The following is a 26,798-nucleotide window of genomic DNA, read 5'->3' as shown; positions in this document are numbered from 1 at the left end:
CATGACGGACTATTTCACGAGCAACCACTTCGAGTTGTTGAACAAGTGGGCAGGACACAAGCGTGACGAGTCCAACCCCGAGCAAAACCAAGCTTACGATGATCTGAAAAAAGCCTATGCAGTCACACAGGCATGGGCTAACAAACTCAAGACCACGCTGTTTCCAGTAGGGCGCGTCGAAATTCGCAAGCGGCCTACCAACCAGGGTAATCATTTCTCTGGCTACAACTGGGCGAAAATTTACCCCTCACCGGAAGCGCCTAAGGAACTGGCCATTACCGTAGGAATCGATGCCGACGACGGCTTTGTGGTCAAGATCGATACCGTCGGGCTGGGCGAGTCTAGTAAAACGCGCAAAACCTACTTAGCCCTGCGAGGCGACTATTACAACGCTCCCTTTGTAACAACAATGCCCGCAGGCGATGGTTTGGAAAAATCGCTGGACCAGCTCACCGAATGGAGCGCTGAAGCCATCCGCAACTTCAAGCTGCATTACGAAGAGTTAGTAGCCAAAATGAATCTGAGTAAGTCACTGGACGACGAAGACCTGCTCAAGCACTTCGACAGCAAGCCAGCGTTTCAGACCTTCCGCGCCTCATGGACTCCAGAGGACAAAGCGGAGTTCTGTCGATTGGCGCGTGCTGTACATATGGCCGGCTTGGACTGGTGGCACTCGAGCAAAGATATTCAGGTGCGATTTGGCCGCAAGAACCCCGGAAGCGAACGGGCGATTGGCGTACTTGGCATTGTGCGGGGCACGCGAGTGCGGAAGCTCTCCTGGAAGCGTGAGGTGGGCGCCCTCCCCATCCTCCACCGTGAGCCGCTAACTAATGAACTGCTCACGAAGATTGAAGCATCCCTTGCCGACAAGCATGATTTACCCAACGACTGGCTATTACTTGAAGCCGAACGACCTGGACTATGGCCGGATCAACTGAGGGACGATCCGGTGGAAGACAACGATGAGACTGGCGAAGACGACATTGCTGATTCTGATGCGATAAGGCTTCCTCTCAATCGTATCTACTACGGCCCACCTGGCACAGGCAAGACATACGAATTGTCGAAGCTAATGAAGCGAGAGTATGAGCAAGTCACGACCTCGGTATCCAAGGAAGAATGGCAAAATCAGTTTGTGAGCGAAAGGATTGCGAGCCTTACCTGGTGGGAGGCAATCGCAGCAACTCTGTACCACTTGGGCGGGAAAGCAAGTGTCGATCTCTTGCTTGATCACCCATTCATGAAATCGATTGCCGCCGCCAAAAGCACGAACAAGAGTGTGCGAAACACGGTTTGGGGTGCTCTCCAATACCACGCTATCGAGTCCTCCGAAACCATCAAGATGAGCAAGCGAATGGCACCGGCTGTCTTCGATAAGCTATCGGACTCATCATGGATACTAACTGGAGACTGGGCGGACGCAGCTGCCAATCTGAAGCGGCTGGTAGACGAGTACAATGCCGGTCCTCCCTCAGCCGAATACATCAAGCGTTACAGTTTCGTCACCTTCCATCAATCTTACGGGTACGAGGAATTCGTGGAAGGTCTGCGTCCGGTTCTCGAAGGCGATGCGGAATCCGGTGAAGTCCAATACGAGATCCGCGCTGGTGTCTTCAAGGACTTGTGCCGCAAAGCACGTATGGCGCCAGATCAGCAGTTCGCGATGGTAATCGACGAGATCAACCGGGGAAACATCAGCAAGATCTTTGGCGAGCTGATCACTTTGATTGAACCTGATAAACGCGAAGGTGCTAAAAACGCCATCTCGGTGACGTTACCGTATTCCGGAGAGGTTTTTTCGGTACCAGCCAATGTCGACATTGTCGGCACTATGAACACGGCAGACCGATCCCTTGCGTTGCTGGACACCGCGTTACGTCGCCGATTCGAGTTTGTGCCGTTAATGCCGGACGCTCGCGACGAGCCAGGCGCGCCGCTTGCAAACCTTCGAGTCAGTCTGGGGGAGCAAGTAATGGATGTGCCTCGTATGCTTGATGCAATAAACCAGCGCATCGAGATGCTCTACGACCGCGACCATTGCATCGGCCATGCGTACTTCACAGCATTAGCGCTAGTGCCTGATGGAGACGAGCGATTTGTAGCCCTGCAACAGGTGTTCAGCACACGTATTCTGCCCCTGCTCGAAGAGTACTTTTTCGAAGACTGGCAAAAGATCCGCCTTGTCTTAGCAGACAATCAGAAATCCCAAGCCGCACGCTTTATCGTTGAGGGTGAAGACCAGGAGGATGATCTGGCTCGCCTGTTCGGCAGCGATCATGGCATGGACAGCTATTCCACTAAGCGCCACTACGCTCTGCAGAAGGCTGCCCTCTCTAATCCGGATGCCTACATTGGCATCTACAAGACGCTGTCGACCTGAAGGCGGAGGCACGTGAGCGGAATATCGATTTACGAATTTGACGTGTTGATGGCAGCGACTTCGACTGGCTCGTTGTCCGAGGGTCTGCACATTATCCCGGATACGGTCTACGCATGGCTAGAACGCCAGTGCCTGCGGGCCTCCAACGACAGTAAGCCAGCGTGGCTGCGCCTGACTCAACGGCGCGGGCATCGAGCCGTTCAGGTCACTAGTTTTGTTGGAGTGATACGTGCACCAGACGGTTACCAAATCGAGGTACTGCCAAAAGTCGGAAAAGTAATAGGTGCGGGCGCCTCGAAGGCTCGTCAGCTGTTGATCGAAATGCTCTGCTGCCTTCAAGAGTTTCGCCACCTCCAAACTGACACCGCCAACCTCGCCGCGGCACGAATGCCCTTACTGGAAGTTTTTATTGCCGAGTTCCTACGCACCGTCGGGCATATCGTCAAACAAGGCCTGCGCAGCACCTATACCACTCAGCAAAGCAACCTGTTTGCCCTTCGCGGCAAACTGATGATGGCATCCCATCTGCGGCAAAACCTTTGCAGGGCGGACCGGTTCTTTACAGAGCACGACGAGTTCTCGATTAATCGTCCGGAAAACCGTTTATTACACACCGCATTGCAACGAATCCTGCAACTGACGGCATCTCAGACACATCAGCAACTGGCTCGAGAACTGAGATTTGTCTTCGCAGAGGTCCCGATTTCAGCAGACCCTAATATGGACTTCCAGCGGGTACGCCTTGAGCGGGGCATGGGTTACTACGAAGAAGCACTCGCTTGGTCAAAGTTGATTCTAGAACAGCAATCACCCATGACAGGCCGCGGAGGCAATCACGCTCCGTCGCTGCTGTTCCCAATGGAGGCAGTGTTCGAAGCGTTCGTCTCCAAGCATATAGCGAAGCAACTGGCGAGGCCGCTTCACCTGAAAACCCAAGCACGCAGCCATCACCTGGTTCGCCATCAAGAACAGAATTGGTTTTGTCTAAAACCAGACCTGTTGATCAAGGATGCCAAGAAAGATGTGCTGGTTCTCGATACAAAGTGGAAACTGCTCGATGGTCTCAAGGCAAATGGGACGAATAAATACGGCCTCGCACAGGGTGACTTCTATCAGTTGCAGGCCTATGGGCAAAGCTATCTGAATGGGTCGGGAGATGTGGTGCTGATTTACCCTAAGACTGGGGCATTTGATCGACCGCTACCAGTATTCGAGTTCCCCAAGACAGGTGGGCTGCGGCTATGGGTACTGCCTTTTTGCTTGAAGTCACGCCAGCTGTTGGTCCCTAGCGATGCGCCGTTCAAAATGGTGTTCAAAGACTTGTTTGAGCGGGTTACTTAAGTAGCGGGCTGAACTGGGTTTGGCAAACCCGCGAGAGATGGCCTCGTTAGCTTGGCCAGTTCGGATAAACAGATGTTCTTGTCGGCCATGCCTACAGGACGGCAATGAGGCATGTTGCTCAATTCAGCTCTGCCTGTATTCCAACTGATATTCCAGAAAATTTTACAAACCCAAATTAGTCATTTAGATCAAATGCCTAAGTAATGAATTCAACTTCCCCCGGCCATGTGTCTGGCTAGAAAGCCCAAAAAAGCCGTAACACATAGCAGAATCAAAGCCCTACGGCTTTGTTCTTACCCGCGTCTCCCCACCTAATCCCAGGACATCCCACAGTTGATAGGAACACAAAGCGCTCACCCGCTCACTAGCAAAGCAACGTTCCCCCCCACGCCCCTGAAAACCCACCAACTGCCGCAACACCAAGCCCCAGTACAAACCTCTACCCCCTAGTGCGCGTGCCCCCCACACTCGCAAGACCACCGCAAAACAGCCCCCGGTTCAAACCGGGGACATCGTTTACATTTCTCACCGCTCCCCCACCCCCAACAACCGCCCCCGCAACTCCGGATTACGTGTCCGAGGATCAAGCCATATAGCAAAAAACGCTTTAGCGAACGCAACATCCCTCACCACATGCTGAAGTCTCTTTCCAACATAAAACCGTGCGCCCTCTCCCGGCATATAAACGCCGGTGATCTGGTCACCCGCACGCACATCGACAAACGCTTGCAACATCTCCGCCTCCCAGCGGGCCATCAGTTCTGAATTCTGGGTGTTGGGCGACAGGCGACGGATTTCTTTGATGCTGGCCTCTACCAGGTCATCGCGACTGATAGCGCGACTGTAGGTCAGCTCCAGTGCAAAAGGCGCATCAGCATCCAGCGTTCCATCGGCAGTGGAGCGTGAGCTCCAGAATTGCGCGTTGTAAACGGCAAATCCGAATACGCGCATCTCCCCGTACCCCAGCCGACGAGCATTGGGAACAGCTTCGCGCCAATCAGCAAATAGTTCTGCGCTCTGGAGCATCAGAACAAAACAGATAGCCTGGCGGATTAAACGGCTCGTCTGCCTGGACATGCGAAGACCTCAATGTGACTCAATAAGCGTCCTTGAAAGTTATACCAAATACTTATTTTGTACAGTCAATACCTCAAACTCGATTGCCCCCACAAAAACGGAATTCACAGCGCAGGGCAGCCTCATCCGAGGCGTGCGTGAGAATTTCGCATCTGCACAAAAAGATTGTCGATTCATTGTCAGGTGATTTTTTTCAGCCTATCTTGATTAAAACCTATACAAGATACATTGCCAGGTATAAGTATTGGCTATGGATCGGCCCTCACGCACCGCATCGCCGCGAGAAACTTGAATGAACCCACTATTAGCCAGCCATTACCGTGAAATTCTCGTTGGCATCGGTGAAAACCCCGAGCGCGAGGGGCTGCTGGATACCCTCACCCGGCAGATTGCTGAAGCCATCGAGCAGATCACCGGTGCCGCCGGTGTGGCGGTGGTCATTGAAGCCAAGCACATGTGCATGATGATGCGCGGCGTAGAGAAGCAGAATTCGGTCATGACTTCGTCCGTCATGCTGGGCGTGTTCCGTGATAGTTCGACGACGCGGCAAGAGTTCCTGCAGCTCATCGGACGACGATAGCTCGAAACCTCCCCCTCATCAGCTGTGTACTTCAGGGAGTAAGTCAATGACCCGACTTCTGCTGTTACTGGTACTGGCGCTCAGCATCGCCAGCTGCGGCAGTGTGGATGTCGCCCGTTATGCCGATCAGCAACCGACATTGGATCTGGAGCGCTTTTTCAGCCAGCCCGTTAAAGCCTGGGGGATGTTTCAGAAGCGTAGCGGTGAGGTTGCCAAGCGTTTCGAGGTCAATATCGTCAGCTGGCGCGAGGGCAGCAACCTGATTCTCGACGAGCGCTTCCTGTACAGCGACGGCACCCGCCAGCGCCGCGTCTGGGTGCTCACGCCCACGGGCCAAGGGGGCTGGATCGGGCGTGCGGATGATGTGGTAGGCGTGGCTGACGGCCAAGTCGCTGGCAACACCTTGCACTGGCGTTATCGCCTGAACCTGCCGGTCGGCGACTCGACCTACGAAATGAGCATGGACGACTGGATGTACTTGATGGACGAGGACACGCTGATCAACCGCACCCGTATGTCCAAGTTCGGGGTCGAGGTCGGCCAGGTGACGTTGTTCTTCCGTCGCCAAGGCGCCGGAGCGGGCCAATGAGCCGCGCATGGACCATGACCTCCCTTGGCACGGCTTTTTGCGAACAGCTCAAACAGGACCCGTGCTGGACCTTGAACAGCCCGAAACGATTTGCCAGCGCCGCCGAACTGGCGCGCACTCGCCCGCAGGTCCGCTTGCTCAGTCTGCACCCGGGCACGGTTGTGTCGGGGTTGTCGCAGCCGTTCAGTGGAGCCGCCAATGCGCGTCCGGCAGACATCGCCGCGGCCCAATTGCTGACCGTGATTGACCAGTTGACGCCGGCCGACAGCGGCTATTTCTATTCCTACGATGGAGAACGCCTGCCCTGGTAGGCAAGGAGTGACGCATGAACCTGCATACCCTCACCGAGCATGCGGCCAACAGCGCAATACGCGAGCTGGAACTGCTGTCACTCGAAGGTGGTTTTTACCTGGCAAGGATCCGCCTTGATCACGGCCAGTTCACCTTGCTGGATGATGCGGCCAAGCCGATGCACCTGCGTTCGATCACCCACCTGCGGGACTTGCTGCAGACCGTGCCGGCATTTCCTTGCGTGCTGGTGCAGCAATGCGTGCACGACGAAATGTGCGGCCGGGATACAGGGCCTGTCGAAGCGCTGCGTATCCCGTTTTCGCTCACCACGCCATTATGAGTTGCACAGCGCAGAGCGCCACTGGATGAACGTCAAGTTCCAGTGGTTCAGCCAGCCTAGTCACACACAGCCTTCAACCCCAAAACAGTGGTCGGCGTACTACCAAGATGCGACTGCGTGGCAACCACCATATTGGCCCCAGCGTCACCCTCCAGATGGTAAGGCTTGCCATCACAGGCCTTGGCAGCCTTCTGGTTGATGTTCTCCAACAACCCTTCGCGGGAGTTAAAGATGCTGCCGTGGCTGGTGATCATGTACTGGCCGGGGGCGATTTCGTTGACGCCGGTGAAGGTGCATCCCGTCAAGACCAGGGCAATGCATGCGGTTAACAGTGCGGCTTTCAAGGGTTCGAACTCCTGTAAGGACCTGGCGATTGCGCAGGCGCCGTGCATTGTCGAGCAATCGGCAGCCCCTGACCATAAGTGAACAGGCTTCAGCTAGCGCCTGACGAATCATCGTTTGTCCGCGCCATAGGCCTGAAATCTAATCCATCGCAAACAACTAACAATAACTGCGATGGAGCAGACCCACCCATGTCCCCTACCTTTTCTCTATTGGTTCTTGGCGCGTCAATCCTGTTGATTGTCGTGCTGATCGGAAAATGCCGTGTCCATCCGTTCCTGGCCCTGATCGCCGCCAGCCTGCTGGTGGGCGTCGGTACGGGAATGACGCCAACCGCCATTGTCTCAGCCTTTGAGAAGGGCATGGGCAGCACGCTCGGGTTCCTCGCCGGCATCATTGGGTTGGGCAGCATCCTCGGCAAGCTGCTGGAGGAGTCCGGCGGTGCCAAGCGCATCGCAACCACGCTCTTGAGAGCCCTGGGCGAAAAGAACGCCGCGTGGGCGATGATGCTGGTGGGCTTTATTGCCGGGATTCCGGTGTTCTTCGAGGTGGGATTTGTCCTGCTGATCCCGCTGATTTATGTCGTCGCCCGTCAGACCCGGATCAACCTGTTGTACCTGGGCGTACCGCTGGCGACCTCACTGATGGTGGTGCACTGCATCCTGCCGCCGCACCCCGCCGCCACGGCCATTACCGGCATGCTCAATGCCGATATTGGCAAGGTGATTCTCTACGGTTTGATCGTCGGCCTGCCCACGGCGGTGATTGCCGGGCCGATCTGGGTCAAGCTGACCTGCGCGCGGCAGGCGCCTGCCAGTCAGGCTCAGTTTCTGGCCGAGCGTGGCGAAGGGAATATCGACGACAGCCAAACGCCCAGCTTCGCGATTGCGATGATCACCGTGCTGTTGCCCTTGGCCCTGATGGTGGGCAAAACCCTGACCACCCCGTTGCTGAGCAAAGGCTCGATGGCGTTTGAGTGGGTGTCCTTTATAGGCAACCCGCTGATTGCGCTCGTACTGTCGATTTGCTTTGCCTACTGGTCCCTGGGCCTGCGCCGTGGGCTGGGCATGGGCGACCTGCTTAACCTGACCCACCGCTGCTTCCCGCCGTTGGCCGGCATTCTGCTGGTGATCGGTGCCGGTGGCGCGTTCAACGACATGCTGGTCGGCAGCGGCATCGGCAAGGTGCTGGCGGACGTGCTGGGCCAGTCCAACATCAACCCGATCATCCTCGCGTGGTTGATCGCCGGCTTGATGCACTTCGCCGTCGGCTCGGCCACCGTCGCCATGATCAGCACCGCCGGCATGGTGCTGCCGATCCTCGGACAGAACCCGCAATACAGCCCCGAGATCCTGGTGATCGCCATCGGTGCCGGCGCCATCGGCTGGACCCACGTGACGGACTCGGCGTTCTGGGTCGTAAAAGAGTACCTGGGGATCTCCCTCTCCGAAGCCCTCAAGAAGTTCACTGGCGCCACTGTGCTCGCCTCGGTGGCGGCCCTGGTCTTTACCCTGATTCTTTCGCGGTTTGTATGATGAACCCCACCTCAAAGGCAGTTCCCATGATTCAAGGCAAAACCCTAGACGCCTGGTATGCAAGCCATCCCGTTATCCAGCCATTGGTCGCGCTGGAGCAGGTCAGCTGGTTCAACCCCGCGATCGCCCCAGCCGCTGTGGCGCTTGGGGATGTGGGCCTGACCCTGGCCGATGTAAAAGACGCCAGCGCACGCCTGCTGCGCTTCGCGCCCTATCTGGCCAAGGTGTTCCCGCAAACTGCAGCGGCGGGCGGCATTATCGAGTCGGCGATCCAGCCGCTGAAGACCTTGCAGCAAGCGCTTTTGAGCGAGGCCGCCCTGCCCGACAGCGGCGCGCTGTGGCTGAAAAAAGACAACGACTTGCCGATCTCGGGCTCGATCAAGGCCCGTGGCGGTATCCATGAGGTGCTCAAACATGCCGAAGACCTGGCCCTACAGGCTGGTTTGATCACGCTCGACGACAACTACGAGACCTTGGCCAGCGAACGCGCACTGGGGTTTTTCAGCCAGTACAAAATCGCCGTGGGTTCCACCGGCAACCTGGGCCTGTCCATCGGCATCATGAGCGCCATGCTGGGCTTCCAGGCCACGGTGCATATGTCATCGGATGCCCGCCAATGGAAGAAGGACAGACTGCGCGCCAGCGGCGTGACCGTGGTCGAGTACCCCTCCGACTACAGCGTTGCCGTCGAAAACGGTCGCCTGCAGGCGCAAAACGATCCCGCCTGCTATTTCATCGACGATGAAAACTCGCCCCACCTGTTCCTCGGCTATGCCGTGGCCGCCGAGCGCCTGGCCCGGCAATTTGAAGTGGCAGGCGTGCCGGTGGACGCCGAGCATCCGCTGTTCGTGTACCTGCCCTGCGGTGTTGGCGGCGGCCCTGGCGGCGTGGCGTTTGGTTTGAAGCTGGCGTTTGGCGATGCCGTGCATTGTGTGTTTGCCGAACCCACCCACTCGCCGTGCATGCTGCTCGGTGTGTATACCGGGCTGCACGACCAGGTGAGTGTGCAGGACTTCGGCATCGATAATGTCACCGCCGCTGACGGCCTGGCCGTGGGCCGACCCTCGGGTTTCGTCGGGCGGGCGATGCAGCGCCTGATCGATGGTTACTACACCGTCACCGATGAGGAACTCTACCGCCTGATGTTCCTCGCCCACGAGCTTGAAGGGGTAAAACTCGAACCTTCGGCCCTGGCCGGCGCACCTGGCATTGTGCGGGTACTCAAGGACGCGCAGTATTTGCAGCGCATTGGTGTCACGCCAGCGCGGTTGGCCAATGCCACCCACTTGATCTGGGGAACCGGCGGCAGCATGGTCCCTACCGAGGAGTACGCCACTTACCTGGACAAGGGGCGTGCGCTGCAAACCACAACCCATCGTTGATCGCCGGCGGTCGACGCGAAGAGGGATAAACACATGGCAGTACCTGGCCTGAGCAAAGCGCCCAAACTTAACGGCGCCCACCTGTCCAACCTGCATACGTTCCTGGTCGCCGCCCGCCACTTAAGCTTTGCCCGCGCCGCTGACGAGCTGTGCCTGACCGCCAGCGCGGTCAGCCACCGGATCGCCCGCCTTGAAGAGGATCTGTCGCTCAAGCTGTTCCATCGCCTGCCCCGCAAGGTCGACCTGACCGATGACGGCGAGCGGATTTTCAGGGTCATGCAGCACACCATGGATACCCTGTCCGAGGCCGTGCAAGAACGTTCCGACAGCCAGATCGAAGGTCAGCTGTGCTTCTACGCAAGGCCTTCCGTCGCGCAATGCTGGCTGGTGCCCAGGCTGGCCGACTTCACCGCACGCTATCCCGGGATTCAACTGGATGTGCGGGTCGGCAACGAACCCATCGACTATCGCACCCGCCGCATCGACCTGGTGCTGTGCTACTCCAACGGCGAGCATCCGGGCCTGGAAAGTATCCGCCTGATGCCCGAGCGGATTGCCCCGGTGTGCAGCCCGCACTATGCCCAGGCCCATGGCCTGATGGGCCACCCGGAACGCTTGGCACAGTGCACGGTGCTGCACGATGTGGCGGCGTGGGACAACATCTCGTTCGATGCAGAATGGCGTTTATGGCTGGATGCGGTGGGCGACAGCAGCCCATTGCCAGACCGCTTCATGACCTTTGACCGCTCCGACTTGAGCACCCTTGCGGCGATCAACCATGCGGGCGTGGCCATCGGTCGCGAACAACTGGTGCGCAAGCGCGTGCAGGATGGCGAGTTGGTGCTGCCCTTCGGCGGGTTCAGGCAGGCGGTCAACTACGGTTACTACCTGGTGCATCCCGCCCACGAAAACTTGCCAAAACGCCTCAAGGCGCTGATCGACTGGTTGGTGGAGCAAGCCCAGAGCTGATCGCAGCGTCTAAATGGCTCAAGGGTTGTGAGCGGGCTCTTGTGGAGAGAGGGCTTTTTGTGGCGAGGGGGCTTGTCCCCCGTTGGGTTGCGCAGCAGCCCCAGTCAAGCAAGGCCACTGAGTTTTTTCAGGGAGACCTAGGGGCTGGGTTTGGGGCTGCTGCGCAGCCCAACGGGGGACAAGCCCCCTCGCCACAAAAAGCCCCCTCACCACTACAGTCCCCTCCACTGCCCGGTCACCACGATCAGGCCATCAGAAATCCCAGCGCGTGGTCACCATCACATTGCGTGGGTCGCCGTAATACGCCGAGTCGTAGAAGCCGATGTTGGTGTAGTACGCCTTGTCGAACAGGTTGTTGACGTTCAACGTGGCCGACAAGTTTTCCGTCAATTGGTAGCGAGCCATCACGTCCACCAACCAGTAAGGGTCCTGGGTGAATTTCTCGCTCTGACGCGTGCCAGGGTTGTTGACGTTTTGCCAGCCAGCAGCCTGCCAACGCGCACCACCACCCAGGGTGAGTTTGTCCAGGCGGCCTTGGAGTTTGTAGCTGGTGTAGAAGCTCAGTTGATCTTCCGGCTCCCAGGTGGCGACCTTTTTCTTGTCGTCATCACGGGCAATCTTGTGGGTGTAGCCGGCCTGCAGCTGCCAGCCGGGGCTGAGTTCACCGGAGATTTCCGCTTCGTAGCCCTTGGTTTGGGTTTTCGTGCCGATGTAGGAGTAGTCCACGCCCGGCTGGGAGTTGTAGGCGGTATCGGCAATCGGGCGATTCTCCTCATGGACCTCGAAGTAGGCCAGGCTGGCGTTCAGGCGCCCGTCGAAGAATTCGCCCTTGAGGCCCAGTTCGTAGTTCTTGCCTTCGTTGGGATCAAGCATGGTGCGCGTACGGTCGCGATATTGGGTTTGCGGCTGGAAGATTTCGGTGTAGCTGGCGTAGGCCGTGAAGTTGTCGTTAAGGTCGTAGGTCAGGCCGGCGTAGGGCACGACTTTGCCGCTTTCCTGGGTGTCGCTGGTGCCGGTGACCTGGTAGTTGGCGATGCGCGTCCCCAACAGCAGGTGCAGGTCATCCATCAGGCTGAAACGGCCGGTGATGTAGCTGCCGGTCTGGCGCGTGGTTTCGTCATTGATCTTGGTCGGCTGGTTCCACAGCGGCTTGATGGCTTCGCCGTGCCACTTGTAGAAGTCGTAGGAATTGTCGAAATAGGTCGCGCTGCCGTAGTCCTTGCCTTTCCATTTGGAGATGGACAACGACTGGCCCACCACCAGTTGGTGCTCACGACCGAACAGTTCAAAGGGCCCGGATGCGTACACATCGAGGCTGTCACTGGTGGTCTCGCCGGTGTATTTACGCGCGAAGATCGAGCTGGCGCTCAGGGTGTCCTGAGAGATGTAGCCCAACGGCGCGTCGTAGCCATTGATCTGATGGTTGTACTGGCCCTTGGTGACCCAACCATTGTCGAAGTTGTGCTCCAGGGTGGCGAACAGGGTGCGGCTGTACTGCTCCCAACTGCTCCACTTCGGCCCGTTGTTGAACGAGCGCGGCAGGTCCAGCTTATTGCCGGCCGGATCGAAGATGGTGCGCGTACCGGTCCAGCTGGAGCCTTTGGGATCGCTGTCCTGGTAGTCGGCGCCCAGGGTCAGCAAGGTGTCGGGGTCGAGGTCGACTTCGAGGATGCCGTAGTAGACGCCGGTCTTGCGCGAATAGTGGTCGAGGAATGATTTTTTGTCCTGGTAGGCCGCCACAGCCCGGCCGCGCACGTTGCCGGTTTCAGTCAACGGGCCGCTGACGTCGATCTGCGAGCGGTAGTTATCCCAGGAGCCAGCGCCCAGTTCGATGCTGCTCTTGAACTCGGAAGTGGGCTTCTTGCGAATCAGGTTGATGGTGCCGCCCGGGCCACCCGCGCCGGTCAGCAGGCCGGTGGCGCCCTTGAGCACTTCAACGCGGTCATACAGGGCCATATCGGTCAGGGTCTGCCCCGCCGAGTACTGGGCGTCGCGCAGGGTGGGAATGCCGTCGTACTGGAAGTTGACGATGGAAAAACCACGGGAGTAGTAGTTGGTACGTTCGGTGTCGTAGGTCGACACGGTGATGCCGGGGGTGTGGCGCATCACGTCGTCGATGGCATTGAGGCCGAAGTCATCCATCACCTGGCGCGTGACCACCGAGATCGATTGCGGCGTTTCCCGTGGGGTGAGCACCATGCGCGTGGCCGTGGCAATCGTCCCGGGGGTGTAGGAGCCAGTGCCTTCGGTGATCGAGCCCAACTGGTTGGCACTGATCTGCGTAGCCTGCAATTGCACTTGCCCGTCGGCGGCCCGCGCCACCACGCGATAACTGCCCTGCTCGTACTCGGCCTGCATGCCCAGCGGTGCCAGCAGCCGCTCAAGCCCCTCGGCTACGGCAAAACTGCCGTGCAAGCCCTGGCTTTGCACACCCTTGGCCAGCGCCGAGTCGATGGCGATCATCACCCCTGCCTGATTGCCGAAAGCCCCCAGCACACGGTCCAGGCTACCGGCAGCAATGTCGTAGGACTGGCGCGGGGCTTGTTCGGTGGCAGGCTGCGAGGTGGCGGCGATGGCGGCGTGGCTGGCCGTTGCCACGGTTAAACCGACGATTATGGCGCGCAGGGCGCTGGCAAGCGGAGTGACGCGGCTGTGCATAAAGACTGTCCTGTGGTGAAAGGTTGGAGGGCGCTTTTATTCAGCGTCTTCCCTGTCTTGATGCACGAGATGGCAAATACTGCCGGCCCCATGGGATTTTTTTTGAACTAGGCGGGGACCACTGTCGCCAGGTAGCCGAAGACCCGCTGCACGCGGACCGGCAATACCTTGGCCAGCAAATCCAGACTGGCGTCCGGCCGGTCGAGGGAGAACGAACCCGAGACTTGCAGGCCGGCGACGGCCGGGTCACAGCGCAGCACACCGCGCCGGTAACGGTTGAGTTGCTCGATCACCTGGGCCAGGGGCATGCGCTCGGCAATCAGCAGGCCACGGGTCCAGGCATCGGCGGCGGGCAAGAGCGGTTGCGCCGGGCTGCTTTGGTGACGGTCAAACGTCAACTGCTGGCCGGTACCGATCGCGAGTCGGGCGCCCTGCAACGGTTCGACCACTACACTGCCGGCCAGCATTTGCACCTGGGTCCCGTGCTGGCCCGCCAGGTCCTGGCTGATGATCAGCCGCGACAGCGCCGCCGGCCGTACCCAGCCATGGGCGGTCTTGATGCCGACGAAGGTATCCGCCGCCGTCGCCAACAGCAGGCGCCCCTGGTTCAGGGTCAATTGCGGGCCGCGTACATCCACGGCGGTCTGGGTATCGAGTTGCACTTCACCGGCACCGGCCAACAGCACTGGCCGCCGCTCGCCCGTGGTGGTGCGATAGTCACTGAACAACTGGGGCAGCAGTACCCGTTCACGCACGCTCAACCCCATGGCCGCGGCAATCCCCAGGCCGGCGAAGCCCTTGAGCAACGTGCGCCGCGACGTCAGGCTGCGGGCCCGCAACAACTGCCGGGCACTGGGGGCGGGCAACGCGCTGGTGCTGCTGCGCAGGTCGCGGCTCAAGCCGGTCAAGCGCTGCCAGGCCAGTTCATGCTGGGGGTTGGCATTGCGCCAGGCGGCACATGCCCGCTGCTCTGCCGCGCCACTGACACCCGATTGCAGGGTGACCATCCACATCAGTGCCTGATCCAGCACGTATTCATCCAACAACTGATCGTCGGCGGGCTGGAACAGCGTCATGCCTGGTACACCGCCAGGTAGCAATGCCGATAGGCCTTGAGCATGGCCTTTTGCACAACATTCACGGTCAGGCCCAGTTGCTCGGCGATCTGTGGATAAGTCAGGCCGTCCAACTGCGACAGCAGGAAAACCTCCCGCACCCGGCTCCCCAGCCCGTCCAACACCTGCCCTACCGCATCCAGCGCTTCAAGCACCAGCAAGCGGGTTTCCGGGGATGGCGCGTGTTCCGGCTCAAGGATCGCCAGGGATTGTTCGTACGCACGCTCCAGGGCCTGCCGGCGAAAATACTGGCCGCACAAACGGCTGGCCACCGTGTTCAGATAGGCCCGTGGTTCACGCAGCGACGGCAATGGCCCACTGCTGAGAATGCGCACGAAGGTATCCTGTGCCAGGTCCAGCGCCTGCTCCTGCCCACCCAGCTTGCGCCGCAGCAACTGCACCACCCAGCCGTGGTGCTGGGCGTAGAGTTCACCCACAGCGCGGTGGGTGGAAGAGGATGCGGCCATCGGCGAGATATCCAGATTGACAACTGACGGGAGTCGCACATGGTAATACTTCTCATTAGAGACAAGTAGAAGTTTATACTCCCCGCTGTTTTATCTGACCAAAAGGCAAGCCAGGGGACGATGGACCACGCTTGCACACCGTTTTTATGCAGAGAAGCCATTTGAATTGAGTAAAAAACCTATCCTCTCGCAGCTGCTCGTCGGCACTGCTCTGCTACTTTTTGCGGTCACGATTGTGAACTGGCTGTTCCATATCGACCTAGTGGTGTACTTCAATGCGCTGACCGTAAAGATCTACCAAGTGAGCTCGACCGCGTTGGCCGTGGCGGGGTTTGCGTTGATGGTGTGGCGCAGGAACCCTCGCCTCAAATACACCCCGCTCCACTGGCTGAAGGTCGCAGGCGGCACGTGTGTCCTGTCGTTGCTGCTGGGCGTGGTGGTGTTGTCCTATCTGACTTACTGGTCGAGCACCATCCCGGCCAGCTATATCGCCACCTACGAATATGCCGCCCACGGCAAACGCAGTTGCACAGGTGCAACGGTCTACGATCAAGAGGTGGCGAAGAAAATCAGGGTTTGCCATCCCGGCGTACTCAGGGAGGGCGGTGAAATAAGGGTCGAAAAACTCAGCGGCCCGTTGGGGATCTTCGTGCAACAAGGGCATCTGCTCTGACGAACTCCCCTGTGGCGAGCGGGCTTGCCCCGCGTTGGGCTGCGAAGCGGCCCCAAAACCAGCCTCCGCGGTGTGTCTGTTACGGCGCATTCGGTTTATTGGGGCTGCTTCGCAGCCCAACGCGGGGCAAGCCCGCTCGCCACAAAAGCCCTATCTGCTGGGGTTTATGGGGCTAGGCCAGCGCCCGGCGCCCACCATGAATCACCCCATGCACCAGCAACCCCGCCACCAGCCCCCAGAACGCGCCGCCAATCCCCAGTAACGTGACATTGGCCGCCGTCGCCAAAAAGGTGATCAACGCCGTTTCCCGAGTGCGGGTATCGGCCATTGCATTGGCCAGGCTTGAACCAATGGCGCCGAGCAGCGCCAGGCCCGCCAAGGTGGTGATGAATGCGCGCGGCAGGACCATGAACAAGGTCGCCAACGTCACGCCAAACACCCCGACGAGGATATACAACGCCCCACACACCAACCCCGCGATGTAACGTTTGGACGGGTCCTGATGGGTATCGCGCCCGGTGCAGATCGCCGCCGTGATTGCCGCGACGTTGAACGCATGAGCCCCGAACGGCGCCATCAGCAAAGAGCCCAGGCCCGTGACGGTGATGATCGGATTGGCGCTGGTCTTGAACCCGTCGTTGCGCAGCACCAGCATGCCGGGGATGTATTGCCCGGTCAGGGTGATCACGAACAACGGCAAGGCCACGCCAAAAAACGCCGCGATGGAAAAATGCGGCATTTCAAACACCGGTGCCGCCAGTTGCAGCTCAAGGCTGTGCAAGTCGAGCCGCTGCTGGGCGAGCAGCAGCCCCAGGCCAATCAACAGAATCCCGACCATCGCATAACGTGAGGTAAAGCGGCGCAGCACCGCGTAGGCCACCACCAGCACGATCACCAACAGCGGGTCTGCACTGGCCCCACCAAAGGCCGCCACACCAAACTGCAGGAGAATCCCCGCCAGCAAACCTGCGGCAATGCCACCGGGGATCAGCCGCACCAAGCGCTCAAACGCACCGCTCAGGCCCAGGACGATAAAACCGATAGCGCACATCACATAGGCGCCAATCACCTCGGCATAGGGAGTAAACGGCATGACCGTCGCCAGAAAAGCCACGCCCGGCGTCGACCACGCCGTGATGATCGGCTCGCGGTAGCGGTAGCTCAACCACGCACCGGTCACGCCCACGCCGATACTCACCGACCACACCCATGAAGCCGTTTGCGCCGCACTCAACTGCGCCAGGTGCGCAGCCTGGAATACCAGGACAAAAGTGCCGGCGTAATTGACGATGACGGAAATCAGCGCACTGATGCTCGGTGACAGGTAATCGGCGAGGCGCAGGCGTAGGGCGGGTCGGTTCATGGCGCATTCCTTTTGTTAAGGCCGCAAAGGCTAACAAGCACCGGACCGTCCTTTCAGTCCACTTCGCCACCTTGCACCAGACCACCCTTGAGCGCCTTGGCCAACTGCCGGCTGGCGCTGTCGATTTCACCGGGCGTCAGCGCCGAGAACCCCAGCAGCCAACCGCCCCTCGCCGGCGGCTGGGCGTAGAGCCGAGTCAGGCCTGGCAATTGGATACCCACCCGCGCCGCCTGGCGAATAGTCTCCAGCTCCGACCACCCCTCATGCAACACACACGGTAACTGCAAGCCCCCGGGCGGCAAGCTGGCGGTGACCACATGGCTCAAGTGACGCTCAACCGCTTCGGCCATGACATCCCGTCGCTCGCCGTAGATTTTGCGCATCGCGCGTATATGGCTGCCGAAATGCCCATCGTTCATGAAGCGCGCCAGAGTCAACTGGGCGATTTGCGGGGTGTGGCCGTCGAGGATGCTGCGGGCGTAGGTCATGGGTTTGACTAACTCCCGGGGCAGCACCATAAAGCCCATGCGCAAGCCGGGGTACAGCGACTTACTGAAGGTGCCGAGGTAGAGCGTGCGCTGGTAGTTGTCCAGGCCCTGCACACAGGCGGTCGGCAAGCCTTCGTAATGAAACTGGCTGTCGTAGTCGTCCTCGATGATCCAGCCTTGGCGTTGCTCGGCCCAGGCGATCAGGTCCAGGCGCCGTTCCAACGCCAGGGTCGCGCCTGTGGGGTATTGATGGGACGGCGTGACATAGACCGCATTGGCGCCGCTGCGGTCGGCGCGCAAGGCGTCGATGCACAGGCCTTTGGCGTCCACCGCCACCGGTACCACCTTGAGCTGGGCCATTTCAAACGCCTTGCGGGCGCCGAAGTAACCGGGGTCTTCCATCAGGATCGGCTGGCCGCTGTCGACCAGCACCTGCGCGCACAAGTACAGGGCCTGACGCGTACTGGACAGCACCAGCACCTGATCCGGCGTGACCCGCGCACCGCGTTCCAGGTTCAGGTAGTCGGCGATGGCCTGGCGCAGGGGTTCAGCCCCTTGCGGGTCGCCGTGCAACAGCAGGTTCGGGCGGTAGTCCTTCAATGCCTGGCGGTGCAGGCGCTCCCAGATGCCCACGGGGAAGGTGCGCGTTTCCGGCAGCCCCGTGGCAAACGCCTTGACCACCTGCTGGTCGCTGACGCCGCCGCTGGCGAGGATCTGCGCGCCCCTGGCACTCAGCGCCGGGGCCTGGTTTGGCATCAGCGGCTGGCGCTTGCGCGCTCCCCGCAGGCTCGGCCCGATCTTCTCGGAAACGAAACTGCCCGAGCCTTCGCGCCGGCTCAGGTAACCGTCCAGTTGCAGTTGGACGTAGGCCATTTCTACGGTATCCCGGGAAATGCCCAGTGACTTGCACAGTGTGCGGGTCGCAGGCAAGCGGCTGCCTGGCGCGAGGACGCCCTCGAGGATCAATTGGCGCAGCACGCGTTGCACCCGCACCCGCAAATCCAGCGAGGCCAGCTTGGGGTCCGCCAGGCGGATCTTCAGCGTGTCCAGTTCCAGGTTGTGGGTCATTGACTTGGCCAAGGGCTAAAAAACCATGCATCTTTGTGCGAAGCCGCCGATATGTCCACGACCAATATCGGCGAGCCGTATGGGCGGGGCTTTACAGGGCCATCCGGTACTCGATGCAACCCGAGTCTTCGGCGATCCAGTTGTAGAGTTTTTGCGCGCGCTTATTAGTCTGCTGGGTATGCCAGTACAAACGTGCACAGCCGTGATACTGCGCATAGCGCTGAACCCATTCGATCAGCAACTTGCCGGTACCGCCACCGCGTACCGTGGGGGCCACGTACAGGTCTTCGAGGTAGCAAAAATCAGCCACCGCCCAGGTCGAACGATGCAACAGCGCGTGCACCAACCCCACCACTTCATCGCCCTGTACCGCTACCGCGCAGGCCATGGTTTGATCGGCATCGAGCAAGCGACTGAAGGCCGTGCGGGTCGTGGTTTCATCCAGGGTCACTTGATAAAAGTCCTGGTAGGCCAGCCACAGTTGCAGCCATTGCTCATAGTCCTCGGCTTGCACGGCTCTGACCACGATGGCCTGTGGATCGTTACTCATCGCTTTCTCCTGTAGGGGAACCCGTTCCGGTGTGGATCGGGACCTGGCAATGGTAGGTTCCCGAGGCGGCGGCAAACCGACCACTTCCAGGCCACCGGGCAGGCCAATCCACAACCGGATGTACGTTCACAATTGGTTAAGGATTGCCTTCGTATACTCCAACGCTGCCCCCCTCCCATCCGGTAACCCACTCCATGACACGCCCTGCCACGCTGTTGCTGCTGCTTGCCGGTTTGCTGTTCTTCGTTGCCCTGGGCAATCACCAGTTGCAAGGCTCCACCGAAGCCCGGGTGGCAGGGATTGCCATGGCCATGCACCTAGACAATGACTGGGTGGTACCGCGCCTGTTCGGTGAGCCATTCCTGGAAAAACCACCCCTGAGCCTGTGGCTGGATGCCGGGGCGATTCGCCTGTTTGGCGCCAGCACCGGCGCGGTACGGCTGGCCTCGGCGTTTGCCGGGTTGTTCAGCGTGATGCTGCTGTACGGCATGCTGCGCCGGTTCGGGCGGCCCACGTCGCTGGCGTTTTGCGCAGCGCTGATACTGGCGACCATGGCCAGTTACTGGAGCAACGTGCGCGGCGTGGGTGAAGATGCGCTGCTCAGCCTCGGCGTAACCCTGGCCCTGCTGGCGTTCTACCAGGCCATGCGCCCCGAGTCCCGGCACAGCGCCAACGTCGGCAGTTGGCTGCTGTTTACCCTGGGGATGATGATCGCCACGCTGAGCAAAGGCGTGTTGGGCCTGGCGATGCCGGGCATTGTGATATTCGCCTACCTGGCCTGCACCAGCCTGATGGACAAACGCTTGCAACTCGGCCAATGGCTAAAACCGGGCGCCTTCACTGTGCTCGCACTGGTGCCGCTGTTGATCTGGCTGGGGTTCCTGTATCAACGCGGCGGCCTGCAGGCAGTCGGTGAGGTGTTATGGACCAACAGCGTCGGGCGTTTCAGCGGTTCCTTCGTCGAAGCCGGGCATTACGAGCCCATCTACTACTACCTCGCCAAATTGCCCGAAGCCTTTTTGCCATGGAACATCCTGGTGTACCTGGGCCTGTGGCACTTTCGCAAAAGCCTGGCGAGCAATCGTTACCTGCTGTTTTTCAGCCTGTGGCTGGTGGCGCAATTTACCCTGCTGACCTTCGCGTCGAGCAAACGCATTGTGTATCTGATGGCCCTGACACCGGCGGCAGCGGTCCTCGCGGCCGAGTATGGCGCAGTCCTGCTCAGCCGCCTGCCGGCCTATCGTCGTGGATTGATCAGTGGCGTGTTTAGCGTGGTGATTGCCTGCTACCTGGGCGCCGCTATCTGGTATGCGCCAAAGGCCGACCGGCGTGAATCCTTCGTCCCCCTGACCCGCCAAATCCAGGCATTACAAGCCCAAGGCCACACGGTGGTGCTGTACCAGCCCAACGAGCGCGTGGCCGGCGCCACCGTGTTTTACACCCAGAGCAACTTGCCGATCCTGCACACAGAGGCACAACTGCGTACCTATCTGGATGCCAGGCCGGGCAACCTGGCGTTGCTGGACCGTATCGAGCAACTGACCATCCCGGTCTCCGCCCTCAAGCAGATCACCGTGGGCAGTCGCCCCTACTCCTTTGTCGAACAGTAAGGCCTACCAGAGCGCCAGGTCGTACGTGAGATAAACCCGGTAGTTATCACGGTCACTGGCATAGGTAGAACGGTAAGTGGCCTTGCGCAACTCCACGCCCAGGCCTTTGAAGGTGCTGTCCTGGATCACGTAGCGCAGGTTGGTATCGGACTCCCACTCGCGGGCTTCACGGCCCTTGAAGTCGCCGTTCTGGCCCTTGTAGTAACGGCTCATGAAACTCAAGCCCGGCAGCACCGCAGCCAAGTCGTAGTCATAGCGCAGCATCCAGGTTTGCTCACCAGCCTGGATGAACTTGCCGACCCCGGCGTTGCTGAACGAGTACACCGTCGACACGCTGGCATAGGGCAGCGCGGTGTCGCCGCTGACTTTCTGGTAGCCCAAGCCCAATGCCTGCCGACCCAGGCGGTAAGTGAACAGGCCGCTGAACATATCGCTGTCGACCTCGCCGTTACGCGCCTCGCCCGCTTCGTTGCTGATGAAGTAGCGCAGGTCGCTGGTCAGGCTGCCCGGCCCCAACGGCTGCTTATGCACCAGCCCAAGGAATTGTTGGCGATAGAATTCGCGCATTTCGCCGTAGTACCAAGTGCCACTGAGAGTAGGCGTGAAAGCATAGGTGGCACCGGCGAAATCGAAGTCAGTGCCCTTTTTGCCGCTGTAGCCCTGTGGATAAATATCCACGCTGTCGGTGGAGTTACGCAGCTTGAATTGGTCCAGGTGCCCACTGTGCAGGTACAGGTTGCGGATGCCGGTGTATTCGATCTGCGTGCCGCGAAACGTCTGCGGCAGCAAGCGACCGTCGTTGTGTACCAGCACCGGGATCTTCGGCAGCAACGTGCCCGTTTTCAGCACGGTAGCGCCGATGCGCATTTTTGCGGTCACGCCCAGGCTTGAGAATTCATTGGCGGCGCGCCCGTCATCATGGACCGGCAACAAGCCGGTACCGGCGTGGGTGCGGCTGGAGTCGAGCTTGATCCCCGACAGCCCCAGGGCGTCCAGGCCAAATCCTACGGTGCCTTCGGTGTAGCCCGATTGCAGGTTGAGCAAGAAGCCTTGCGCCCACTCCTTGCGGTCCTCGCCACCGTCGCGATAACCGTCGTTGAAATAGTAATTGCGCAGGGTCAATTTGCCATGGGAGTCCTCCCAGAAACCCTGGGCCATCAGCGCCGGCGACACACTCGCCAGTAAGCCTGCGGTGACGACGCCGCCCTTCGTGAAAAGCTCACGCATCAGTGTTTCCTCAATGCCGTATTGTCGATTTTTATGGGCAGTTGCTCCGTGTGCCAGGCTGGACGCCAGGTCACATTGGGGCGGACACTAACGGCTTGCCGAACGCCCCACAACGTTATGCGAGAAGCGCATGACGCTATGCGCAAAGCCGCCCTTCGACAGGAAACCCACGGTGAACCTCAAGCAACTCGAAGCCTTCAAGGCGATCATGTCCACCGGCTCGACCATCGGCGCAGCCACGCGCATGGGCTTGTCGCAATCTGCGGTCAGCCGCCTGTTGAGCCAGTTGGAGGACGCCCTGGGGTTTGCCCTGTTCCTGCGCAAAAAGGGCCGCTTGATGGCCACGCCAGAGGCCGAGGAATTGCTCACCGAAGTCGCAGGATTGGTGGACGGCATGCAACGAATCCAGCGCCTGGCCGATGAAATGCGCGTAGGTCGCTCACGCAAAAGCCTGCTCAAGGTCGGCGTACCCACCAGCATGACCCAGGAATTGTTGCCGCGTATTGTCGCGGACTTTCTCAAGGACCATGAAGACATCGTGGTCGAACTGCTGACCGGCTCCTACGACATGATCGAACGTGCCGTACTGGACCGCTCCGCCGACCTGGGCTTTGTGCGCCTGCCCACCGAGATGCCCGACTTCGATGTCGAGCCGGTGCTGCACACCGAAGGCGTGTGCGTGATGCCGGTCGACCACCCATTGAGTCGCCACGACTTCATCGAGGTACAGCATCTGCGCAATGTGCCGCTGGTGATGCTGGGCCGACAGCGGGCAGTGCGTACCGAACTGAACCAGATGTTCCGCGCTGCCAACCTGACACCGCAAGTGCGGGTCGAAGTGCACTCGGTGGGCGCCGCGTGCAGCTTTGTCGCCGAAGGGCTGGGGGTGTCGATCGTCAACGGTTTGCTGGCCAGCCACTTCATGCATCTGCCGATTGTCAGCCGCCCATTCCGCCCGGCGCTGCCCTATGAGTTCGGCCTGGCCTTCCGTGCCGACGAGCCACGCTCACAGCTGGTAACGGCCTTTGCCGATCACCTTAAACAGCGACTGAATCTGAGCACGTAGCCCCCCAGAGTGCCTGTTGTGATGAGCAGGCTTGTTGTGGCGAGGGGGCTTGTCCCCCGCTGGGTGGCGAAGCCACCCCAGTAGGCCCCCCGACTTCCTTCAGATAGACCGAGGCGGTAGGTTTTGGGGCGGCTTCGCCACCCAGCGGGGGACAAGCCCCCTAGCCACAAAAAACCACATTGTCACAACAAGCAACCCTGCCCACCACAACAAAAACGCATACCCCAACCCGCCCCACGCATAACGTTGTGGCCGGCAAAACTTTGCCCTAGTGTCCGCCCAACCAAGCGTCACTACCCACAACAATAACAGCGCACGTACCCCGCTCAGACGGGGGCCGCGCCGGGGCCGCCAGCATGACCGAACCGCAGATCCTCCGTACCCCACCGCCCACCGAGGCGGTCGCAGACAAACCCGTGCAACGCAAGCAAATCAACCCGGCAATCATTCTGCTGAGCATCGTCCTGCTCGCCGTGGCTTTCACCTATGCGGTCAACGCCGGCAAGTTCCAGCGCCAGAATGGCCTGGTGGTACCCGGCTCGTACCAGGTGTTGGAAAAGCAGGATTCCTTCAGCCAGTTGTTCTCCCTGGAACCCCGCAAGGCGGGCGATACAACGGCCCGCCCGGTGTCGCTGGTGGAAGGTTTCATGGCCATTCCCCAAGGCATCGAAAAGCGTGCGGCGCTGATTTTCATGGTGCTGTTCATCGGCGGCATGTTCGGCGTGCTGAACAAGGCCGGGGTGATCGATGCCGGGCTGGAGCGCCTGCTGGGGCTGACCCGGGGCAATATCTACGTGTTGGTGCCGAGCCTGATGCTGGTATTTTCCGCCGGCAGTACCTTTATGGGACTGGCCAAGGAATTCATCCTGATCGTGCCGTTAATGGTAGCCATGGCCAATCGCCTCGGGCTGTCGAACCTGATTGGCCTGGCCATCGTCACCATCTCCGTGAAGATCGGTTACCTGGCGTCCATCTCCAACCCCGTGGCCTTGTCGGTGGCCCAGCCAATGGTCGGCCTGCCGATTTTCAGCGGCTTGAGCATGCGCGTCGCAGCCTATTGCACCTTCCTGCTGGTGGGCATCGCGTTTGTGTTGTGGAGCATTCGCAAGCACGGGTTTGATGCCAGCGCGCAGATCACCTTCGAGAGTAAACCCCTGCCCGTGCGTCATCTGCTGAACCTGCTGGTGCTGGGTGGCGGGATTGGTTTTCTGGTCTATGCCTCGAACCGCTGGGGCTGGAAATACCATGAGCTGTCGGCGTTCTACCTGCTGCTGACCGTGGCCTTCGCACTGATCGCCGGCCTGGCCGCCAGCACCGCCGCCAGTGCTTTTGTCGACGGCATGAAAAAGGTCCTGATCGCTGGCGTCCTGATCGGCCTGGCGACCGCCGTGGAAATCATCCTCAGCACCGGCCAGGTACTGGACACCATCGTCAACAACCTGGCCAACCTGGTGGGCGACCATGGGCCAGTGGTGTCGGCCTACGGCATGTTCTTCGCGCAATTGGGGCTGGACGTGCTGATCCCCTCCACCTCCGGCCAGGCGGCCGTGACCATGCCGATCTTCGGCCCGCTGGGCCAGTTGTCCGGGGTCAGCCCACAAACCACCGTCTTTGCCTTTTTGATGGGCAACGGCCTGACCAACATGATCACCCCAACCTCCAGCGGCCTGCTGGTACTGCTGGCCACCGCCAACGTCGGCTGGGGCCAATGGGCGCGCTATATCCTGCCGCTGTTCCTGATCTATGCGGTGCTGGCGATGGTGCTGTTGGCCATTGCAGTGCAAACCGGATATTGAGTCGATGAGTGTTTTACCTATGCAAACCCTGCACAACCAGATGATCGCCATGCGCGACGGCATCCACCTGGCCACCGACATCTACCTGCCGGCAGGCGGCGACGGCCCGTATCCGGTGGTGATCGAACGTACGCCCTATGACAAGTGCAAACCGTCGCGCTCGGAAAAACAGCTCGACGGCCAGCACATTTCCCGCGAGCAAATGGCCGCTCGTTTTACCGCCCGGGGCTTTGTCGCGATCTTCCAGGATTGTCGCGGGCGCTACGCCTCCGAAGGGGTGTTCACCAAATACACTGCCGAGGGCGAAGACGGTTTCGACACCCTGGCCTGGATCGTCCGCCAGCCATGGTGCAACGGCAAGATCGGCAGCATGGGCCTGTCCTACGCGGCGCACACCCAACTGGCGATGGCCTGCCTGCATCCGCCGGGCCTGGGCAGCATGGTGCTCGACAGCGGCGGCTTCGCCAATGCCTACCAATGCGGGATTCGCCAGGGTGGCGCGTTTGAACTCAAGCAGGCCACCTGGGCGGTTCGCCAGGCCAAGGAAAGCCCGGCCGCGCTGGCCGACCCGCAGGTGCGCCAGGCGCTGGAAGACGAAGATATCCACGAGTGGTTCCGCCGTATGCCCTGGCAGGCGGGCCGATCGCCATTGCGCCATGTGCCCGAGTACGAAGCCTATCTGCTGGAGCAGTGGGCCCAGGGCAGTTTCGGCCCCTACTGGCAGAAGTCGGGGATTTATGCCGAAGGTCATTACGGTGACTTACCGGATATCCCGGTGCTGTTCATGTCCAGTTGGTACGACGCTTATGTCAGCTCGACCCTGGCCAACTACACCGCCTTCAACCGAGACCGCAGCGCACCGCAGCAATTGATCATGGGCCCGTGGCTGCACGGCGACCGCAACATCAGCCACAGCGGTGATGTCGAGTTCGGTGCCCAGGCGGCCTTTGACGGCCAGGTGGCGCAGGATTGGTTGAGTTGCCGCCTGCAATGGTTCGAGCAGTCCCTCAAGCCCGGGACGCCACCGCCGCAGGCAGGCGTGAAGGTGTTCTTGATGGGCGGCGGCAGCGGCACGCCGGATGAAAACGGCCGCCTGCAGCATGGCGGCCGTTGGCTGCAGGGCGAGCAATGGCCGCTGCCCGGCACCCAGTCACTGACCTTGTACCTGGATGCGCAGCGGCAATTGACCGAGGTTGCGCCCAGTACCGAAGAGTCCGTCTTGGGTTACTACGCCGACCCGGCCAACCCGGTGCCGACCGTGGGAGGGGCATTGACGTCCGGCGCACCGATTTTTGTCGGCGGCGCCTTCGACCAGCGCGAGCGCGCCGACTTTCTTGGCAGCCGGGGCGACAATCGCCCTTTGTCCGAGCGCGACGATGTGCTGAGTTTCCAGACCGCGCCCCTGGCCGAAGACTTGGTCGTCGCAGGTCCCGTGCAGATCGAACTGTGGATCGACAGCGACGCGCCAGACACTGACTTCACCGCCAAGCTGGTGGATGTCTACCCGCCGAGCGCGGCGTATCCGGAAGGCTTTGCGATGAACATCACAGACGGCATCCGCCGCTGCCGTTATCGCGACGATTGGGAGCAGCCCAAACCGCTGGCACCCGGTGAGCGGGTGAAGCTGACTATCGAGCCATTCGCCACCTGCAACCTGTTCAAACAAGGTCATCGCCTGCGCCTGGACATATCCAGTAGCAACTTCCCGCGCTTCGACGTCAACCCCAACAGCGGCGAGGCCGAGGGCCAGGCCCGGCATCCGCGCATTGCTCACAACCGTCTGCACCTGAGCCGGGATGCGGCGTCGTGCCTGATCCTGACCACCCTCCCCAACGGATAAAGCCCCCCCGCAGGAGCCGGCAAGCCGGCTCTTGCATACCGCTCATCCGCC

The 26,798-nt window shown here is 60.3% G+C and carries 22 protein-coding genes and 1 pseudogene; 14 read left to right on the top strand and 9 right to left on the bottom strand.

The genetic code is table 11. The annotated features are described in order from the left end of the window. Nucleotide 1: 1 nt before the first annotated feature. Complete coding sequence (locus C5F71_RS16615; RefSeq protein ID WP_104911555.1) at nt 2-2,380, top strand: McrB family protein; 2,379 nt, start codon at nt 2-4, stop codon at nt 2,378-2,380. A gap of 12 nt (nt 2,381-2,392) precedes the next feature. Beyond that, a complete protein-coding gene (locus C5F71_RS16610; RefSeq protein ID WP_104911554.1) occupies nt 2,393-3,721 on the top strand; it encodes an McrC family protein in 1,329 nt (442 codons plus the stop codon). Between the two features lie 525 nt (nt 3,722-4,246). Here C5F71_RS16610 and C5F71_RS16605 read toward each other — a convergent pair. Beyond that, on the bottom strand, nt 4,247-4,798 hold the full coding sequence (locus tag C5F71_RS16605) for a chalcone isomerase family protein (RefSeq protein ID WP_104911553.1): 552 nt from the start codon (nt 4,796-4,798) through the stop codon (nt 4,247-4,249). A gap of 292 nt (nt 4,799-5,090) precedes the next feature. Between C5F71_RS16605 and C5F71_RS16600 the strand changes: the two genes are divergently transcribed. From C5F71_RS16600 to C5F71_RS16585, 4 genes and pseudogenes are all read left to right on the top strand, one after another. After that, on the top strand, nt 5,091-5,378 hold the full coding sequence (locus tag C5F71_RS16600) for a GTP cyclohydrolase I (RefSeq protein WP_104911552.1): 288 nt from the start codon (nt 5,091-5,093) through the stop codon (nt 5,376-5,378). Between the two features lie 46 nt (nt 5,379-5,424). Beyond that, nucleotides 5,425-5,967, top strand: a complete 543-nt coding sequence (locus C5F71_RS16595; RefSeq protein WP_104911551.1) for a DUF3833 domain-containing protein — start codon at nt 5,425-5,427, stop codon at nt 5,965-5,967. A 95-nt stretch (nt 5,968-6,062) separates the two neighbouring features. Continuing rightward, nucleotides 6,063-6,278 (top strand): annotated as a pseudogene (locus tag C5F71_RS16590) (short-chain dehydrogenase); the annotation flags it as partial. Nucleotides 6,279-6,292: 14 nt separating this feature from the next. Continuing rightward, a complete protein-coding gene (locus tag C5F71_RS16585) occupies nt 6,293-6,598 on the top strand; it encodes a DUF6482 family protein (RefSeq protein WP_104911550.1) in 306 nt (101 codons plus the stop codon). Nucleotides 6,599-6,654: 56 nt separating this feature from the next. On the opposite strand, the gene C5F71_RS16580 is transcribed toward C5F71_RS16585, so the two are convergent. Further along, nucleotides 6,655-6,942 carry a hypothetical protein gene (locus tag C5F71_RS16580; RefSeq protein ID WP_070994398.1) on the bottom strand — a complete coding sequence of 96 codons (288 nt, stop codon included), beginning with the start codon at nt 6,940-6,942 and terminating at the stop codon, nt 6,655-6,657. A gap of 189 nt (nt 6,943-7,131) precedes the next feature. Between C5F71_RS16580 and C5F71_RS16575 the strand changes: the two genes are divergently transcribed. Genes C5F71_RS16575 through dsdC form a run of 3 tightly spaced genes read left to right on the top strand, consistent with a single transcriptional unit; the run spans nt 7,132 to nt 10,826 of the window. After that, entirely contained in the window at nt 7,132-8,475 is a 1,344-nt protein-coding gene (locus tag C5F71_RS16575; protein WP_104911549.1) for a gluconate:H+ symporter, read from the top strand. Nucleotides 8,476-8,501: 26 nt separating this feature from the next. Next, nucleotides 8,502-9,857, top strand: a complete 1,356-nt coding sequence (locus C5F71_RS16570; protein WP_029299863.1) for a D-serine ammonia-lyase — start codon at nt 8,502-8,504, stop codon at nt 9,855-9,857. Between the two features lie 33 nt (nt 9,858-9,890). After that, the gene (gene dsdC, locus C5F71_RS16565) at nt 9,891-10,826 is read left to right on the top strand and encodes a DNA-binding transcriptional regulator DsdC (RefSeq protein WP_104911548.1); all 936 of its coding nucleotides are present in this window, start codon (nt 9,891-9,893) and stop codon (nt 10,824-10,826) included. Nucleotides 10,827-11,078: 252 nt separating this feature from the next. On the opposite strand, the gene C5F71_RS16560 is transcribed toward dsdC, so the two are convergent. The 3 genes from C5F71_RS16560 to C5F71_RS16550 form a co-directional block, all read right to left on the bottom strand. After that, nucleotides 11,079-13,484 (bottom strand): TonB-dependent siderophore receptor, encoded by a 2,406-nt coding sequence (locus tag C5F71_RS16560; RefSeq protein WP_104911547.1) that lies wholly within the window; start codon nt 13,482-13,484, stop codon nt 11,079-11,081. 107 nt (nt 13,485-13,591) lie between these two features. Continuing rightward, a complete protein-coding gene (locus C5F71_RS16555; RefSeq protein ID WP_104911546.1) occupies nt 13,592-14,560 on the bottom strand; it encodes a DUF4880 domain-containing protein in 969 nt (322 codons plus the stop codon). Then, the gene (locus C5F71_RS16550) at nt 14,557-15,066 is read right to left on the bottom strand and encodes a sigma-70 family RNA polymerase sigma factor (protein WP_104911545.1); all 510 of its coding nucleotides are present in this window, start codon (nt 15,064-15,066) and stop codon (nt 14,557-14,559) included. Before C5F71_RS16550 ends, C5F71_RS16555 begins: the two co-directional genes overlap by 4 nt. Nucleotides 15,067-15,232: 166 nt before the next feature. Between C5F71_RS16550 and C5F71_RS28925 the strand changes: the two genes are divergently transcribed. Beyond that, a complete protein-coding gene (locus tag C5F71_RS28925) occupies nt 15,233-15,739 on the top strand; it encodes a hypothetical protein (RefSeq protein WP_158682862.1) in 507 nt (168 codons plus the stop codon). A gap of 172 nt (nt 15,740-15,911) precedes the next feature. On the opposite strand, the gene C5F71_RS16540 is transcribed toward C5F71_RS28925, so the two are convergent. From C5F71_RS16540 to C5F71_RS16530, 3 genes are all read right to left on the bottom strand, one after another. Next, the gene (locus C5F71_RS16540) at nt 15,912-17,102 is read right to left on the bottom strand and encodes a benzoate/H(+) symporter BenE family transporter (RefSeq protein WP_104911544.1); all 1,191 of its coding nucleotides are present in this window, start codon (nt 17,100-17,102) and stop codon (nt 15,912-15,914) included. A gap of 53 nt (nt 17,103-17,155) precedes the next feature. Further along, nucleotides 17,156-18,658: a PLP-dependent aminotransferase family protein gene (locus C5F71_RS16535; protein ID WP_104911543.1), complete on the bottom strand. Its 1,503-nt coding sequence runs from the start codon at nt 18,656-18,658 to the stop codon at nt 17,156-17,158. A gap of 91 nt (nt 18,659-18,749) precedes the next feature. Continuing rightward, a complete protein-coding gene (locus C5F71_RS16530) occupies nt 18,750-19,208 on the bottom strand; it encodes a GNAT family N-acetyltransferase (protein ID WP_029299880.1) in 459 nt (152 codons plus the stop codon). A gap of 194 nt (nt 19,209-19,402) precedes the next feature. Here C5F71_RS16530 and C5F71_RS16525 point away from each other — a divergent pair, with 194 nt between their 5' ends. After that, the gene (locus tag C5F71_RS16525) at nt 19,403-20,818 is read left to right on the top strand and encodes a glycosyltransferase family 39 protein (protein ID WP_104911542.1); all 1,416 of its coding nucleotides are present in this window, start codon (nt 19,403-19,405) and stop codon (nt 20,816-20,818) included. A 3-nt stretch (nt 20,819-20,821) separates the two neighbouring features. Here the strand turns inward: C5F71_RS16525 and C5F71_RS16520 are convergent, their stop codons facing one another. Continuing rightward, nucleotides 20,822-22,045 (bottom strand): OprD family porin, encoded by a 1,224-nt coding sequence (locus C5F71_RS16520; protein WP_104911541.1) that lies wholly within the window; start codon nt 22,043-22,045, stop codon nt 20,822-20,824. Nucleotides 22,046-22,217: 172 nt separating this feature from the next. On the opposite strand from C5F71_RS16520, the gene C5F71_RS16515 reads away from it, so the two are divergent. The 3 genes from C5F71_RS16515 (at nt 22,218) to C5F71_RS16505 (ending at nt 26,747) form a co-directional block, all read left to right on the top strand. Further along, nucleotides 22,218-23,111, top strand: a complete 894-nt coding sequence (locus C5F71_RS16515; protein WP_092233297.1) for a LysR family transcriptional regulator — start codon at nt 22,218-22,220, stop codon at nt 23,109-23,111. Nucleotides 23,112-23,467: 356 nt separating this feature from the next. Continuing rightward, on the top strand, nt 23,468-24,907 hold the full coding sequence (locus C5F71_RS16510; RefSeq protein WP_092233294.1) for a YfcC family protein: 1,440 nt from the start codon (nt 23,468-23,470) through the stop codon (nt 24,905-24,907). A gap of 19 nt (nt 24,908-24,926) precedes the next feature. Then, nucleotides 24,927-26,747: a CocE/NonD family hydrolase gene (locus C5F71_RS16505; protein WP_104911540.1), complete on the top strand. Its 1,821-nt coding sequence runs from the start codon at nt 24,927-24,929 to the stop codon at nt 26,745-26,747. The last annotated feature ends 51 nt before the right edge of the window (nt 26,748-26,798 follow it).

It is taken from the genome of Pseudomonas sp. LG1D9, from assembly GCF_002949995.1.
In the GTDB taxonomy this organism is placed as follows: Bacteria; Pseudomonadota; Gammaproteobacteria; order Pseudomonadales; family Pseudomonadaceae; genus Aquipseudomonas; species Aquipseudomonas proteolytica.
This window is presented reverse-complemented; position numbering and strand designations above follow the sequence as displayed.

Bases quoted from the DNA above. Each gene is read 5' to 3' on its own strand.
- C5F71_RS16615 (WP_104911555.1), top strand. From the start codon at position 2: ATGACGGACTATTTCACGAGCAACCACTTCGAGTTGTTGAACAAGTGG.
- C5F71_RS16605 (WP_104911553.1), bottom strand. From the start codon at position 4,798: ATGTCCAGGCAGACGAGCCGTTTAATCCGCCAGGCTATCTGTTTTGTT.
- C5F71_RS16600 (WP_104911552.1), top strand. From the start codon at position 5,091: ATGAACCCACTATTAGCCAGCCATTACCGTGAAATTCTCGTTGGCATC.
- C5F71_RS16595 (WP_104911551.1), top strand. From the start codon at position 5,425: ATGACCCGACTTCTGCTGTTACTGGTACTGGCGCTCAGCATCGCCAGC.
- C5F71_RS16585 (WP_104911550.1), top strand. From the start codon at position 6,293: ATGAACCTGCATACCCTCACCGAGCATGCGGCCAACAGCGCAATACGC.
- C5F71_RS16575 (WP_104911549.1), top strand. From the start codon at position 7,132: ATGTCCCCTACCTTTTCTCTATTGGTTCTTGGCGCGTCAATCCTGTTG.
- C5F71_RS16570 (WP_029299863.1), top strand. From the start codon at position 8,502: ATGATTCAAGGCAAAACCCTAGACGCCTGGTATGCAAGCCATCCCGTT.
- dsdC (WP_104911548.1), top strand. From the start codon at position 9,891: ATGGCAGTACCTGGCCTGAGCAAAGCGCCCAAACTTAACGGCGCCCAC.
- C5F71_RS16560 (WP_104911547.1), bottom strand. From the start codon at position 13,484: ATGCACAGCCGCGTCACTCCGCTTGCCAGCGCCCTGCGCGCCATAATC.
- C5F71_RS16555 (WP_104911546.1), bottom strand. From the start codon at position 14,560: ATGACGCTGTTCCAGCCCGCCGACGATCAGTTGTTGGATGAATACGTG.
- C5F71_RS16550 (WP_104911545.1), bottom strand. From the start codon at position 15,066: ATGGCCGCATCCTCTTCCACCCACCGCGCTGTGGGTGAACTCTACGCC.
- C5F71_RS16540 (WP_104911544.1), bottom strand. From the start codon at position 17,102: ATGAACCGACCCGCCCTACGCCTGCGCCTCGCCGATTACCTGTCACCG.
- C5F71_RS16535 (WP_104911543.1), bottom strand. From the start codon at position 18,658: ATGACCCACAACCTGGAACTGGACACGCTGAAGATCCGCCTGGCGGAC.
- C5F71_RS16530 (WP_029299880.1), bottom strand. From the start codon at position 19,208: ATGAGTAACGATCCACAGGCCATCGTGGTCAGAGCCGTGCAAGCCGAG.
- C5F71_RS16525 (WP_104911542.1), top strand. From the start codon at position 19,403: ATGACACGCCCTGCCACGCTGTTGCTGCTGCTTGCCGGTTTGCTGTTC.
- C5F71_RS16520 (WP_104911541.1), bottom strand. From the start codon at position 22,045: ATGCGTGAGCTTTTCACGAAGGGCGGCGTCGTCACCGCAGGCTTACTG.
- C5F71_RS16510 (WP_092233294.1), top strand. From the start codon at position 23,468: ATGACCGAACCGCAGATCCTCCGTACCCCACCGCCCACCGAGGCGGTC.
- C5F71_RS16505 (WP_104911540.1), top strand. From the start codon at position 24,927: ATGCAAACCCTGCACAACCAGATGATCGCCATGCGCGACGGCATCCAC.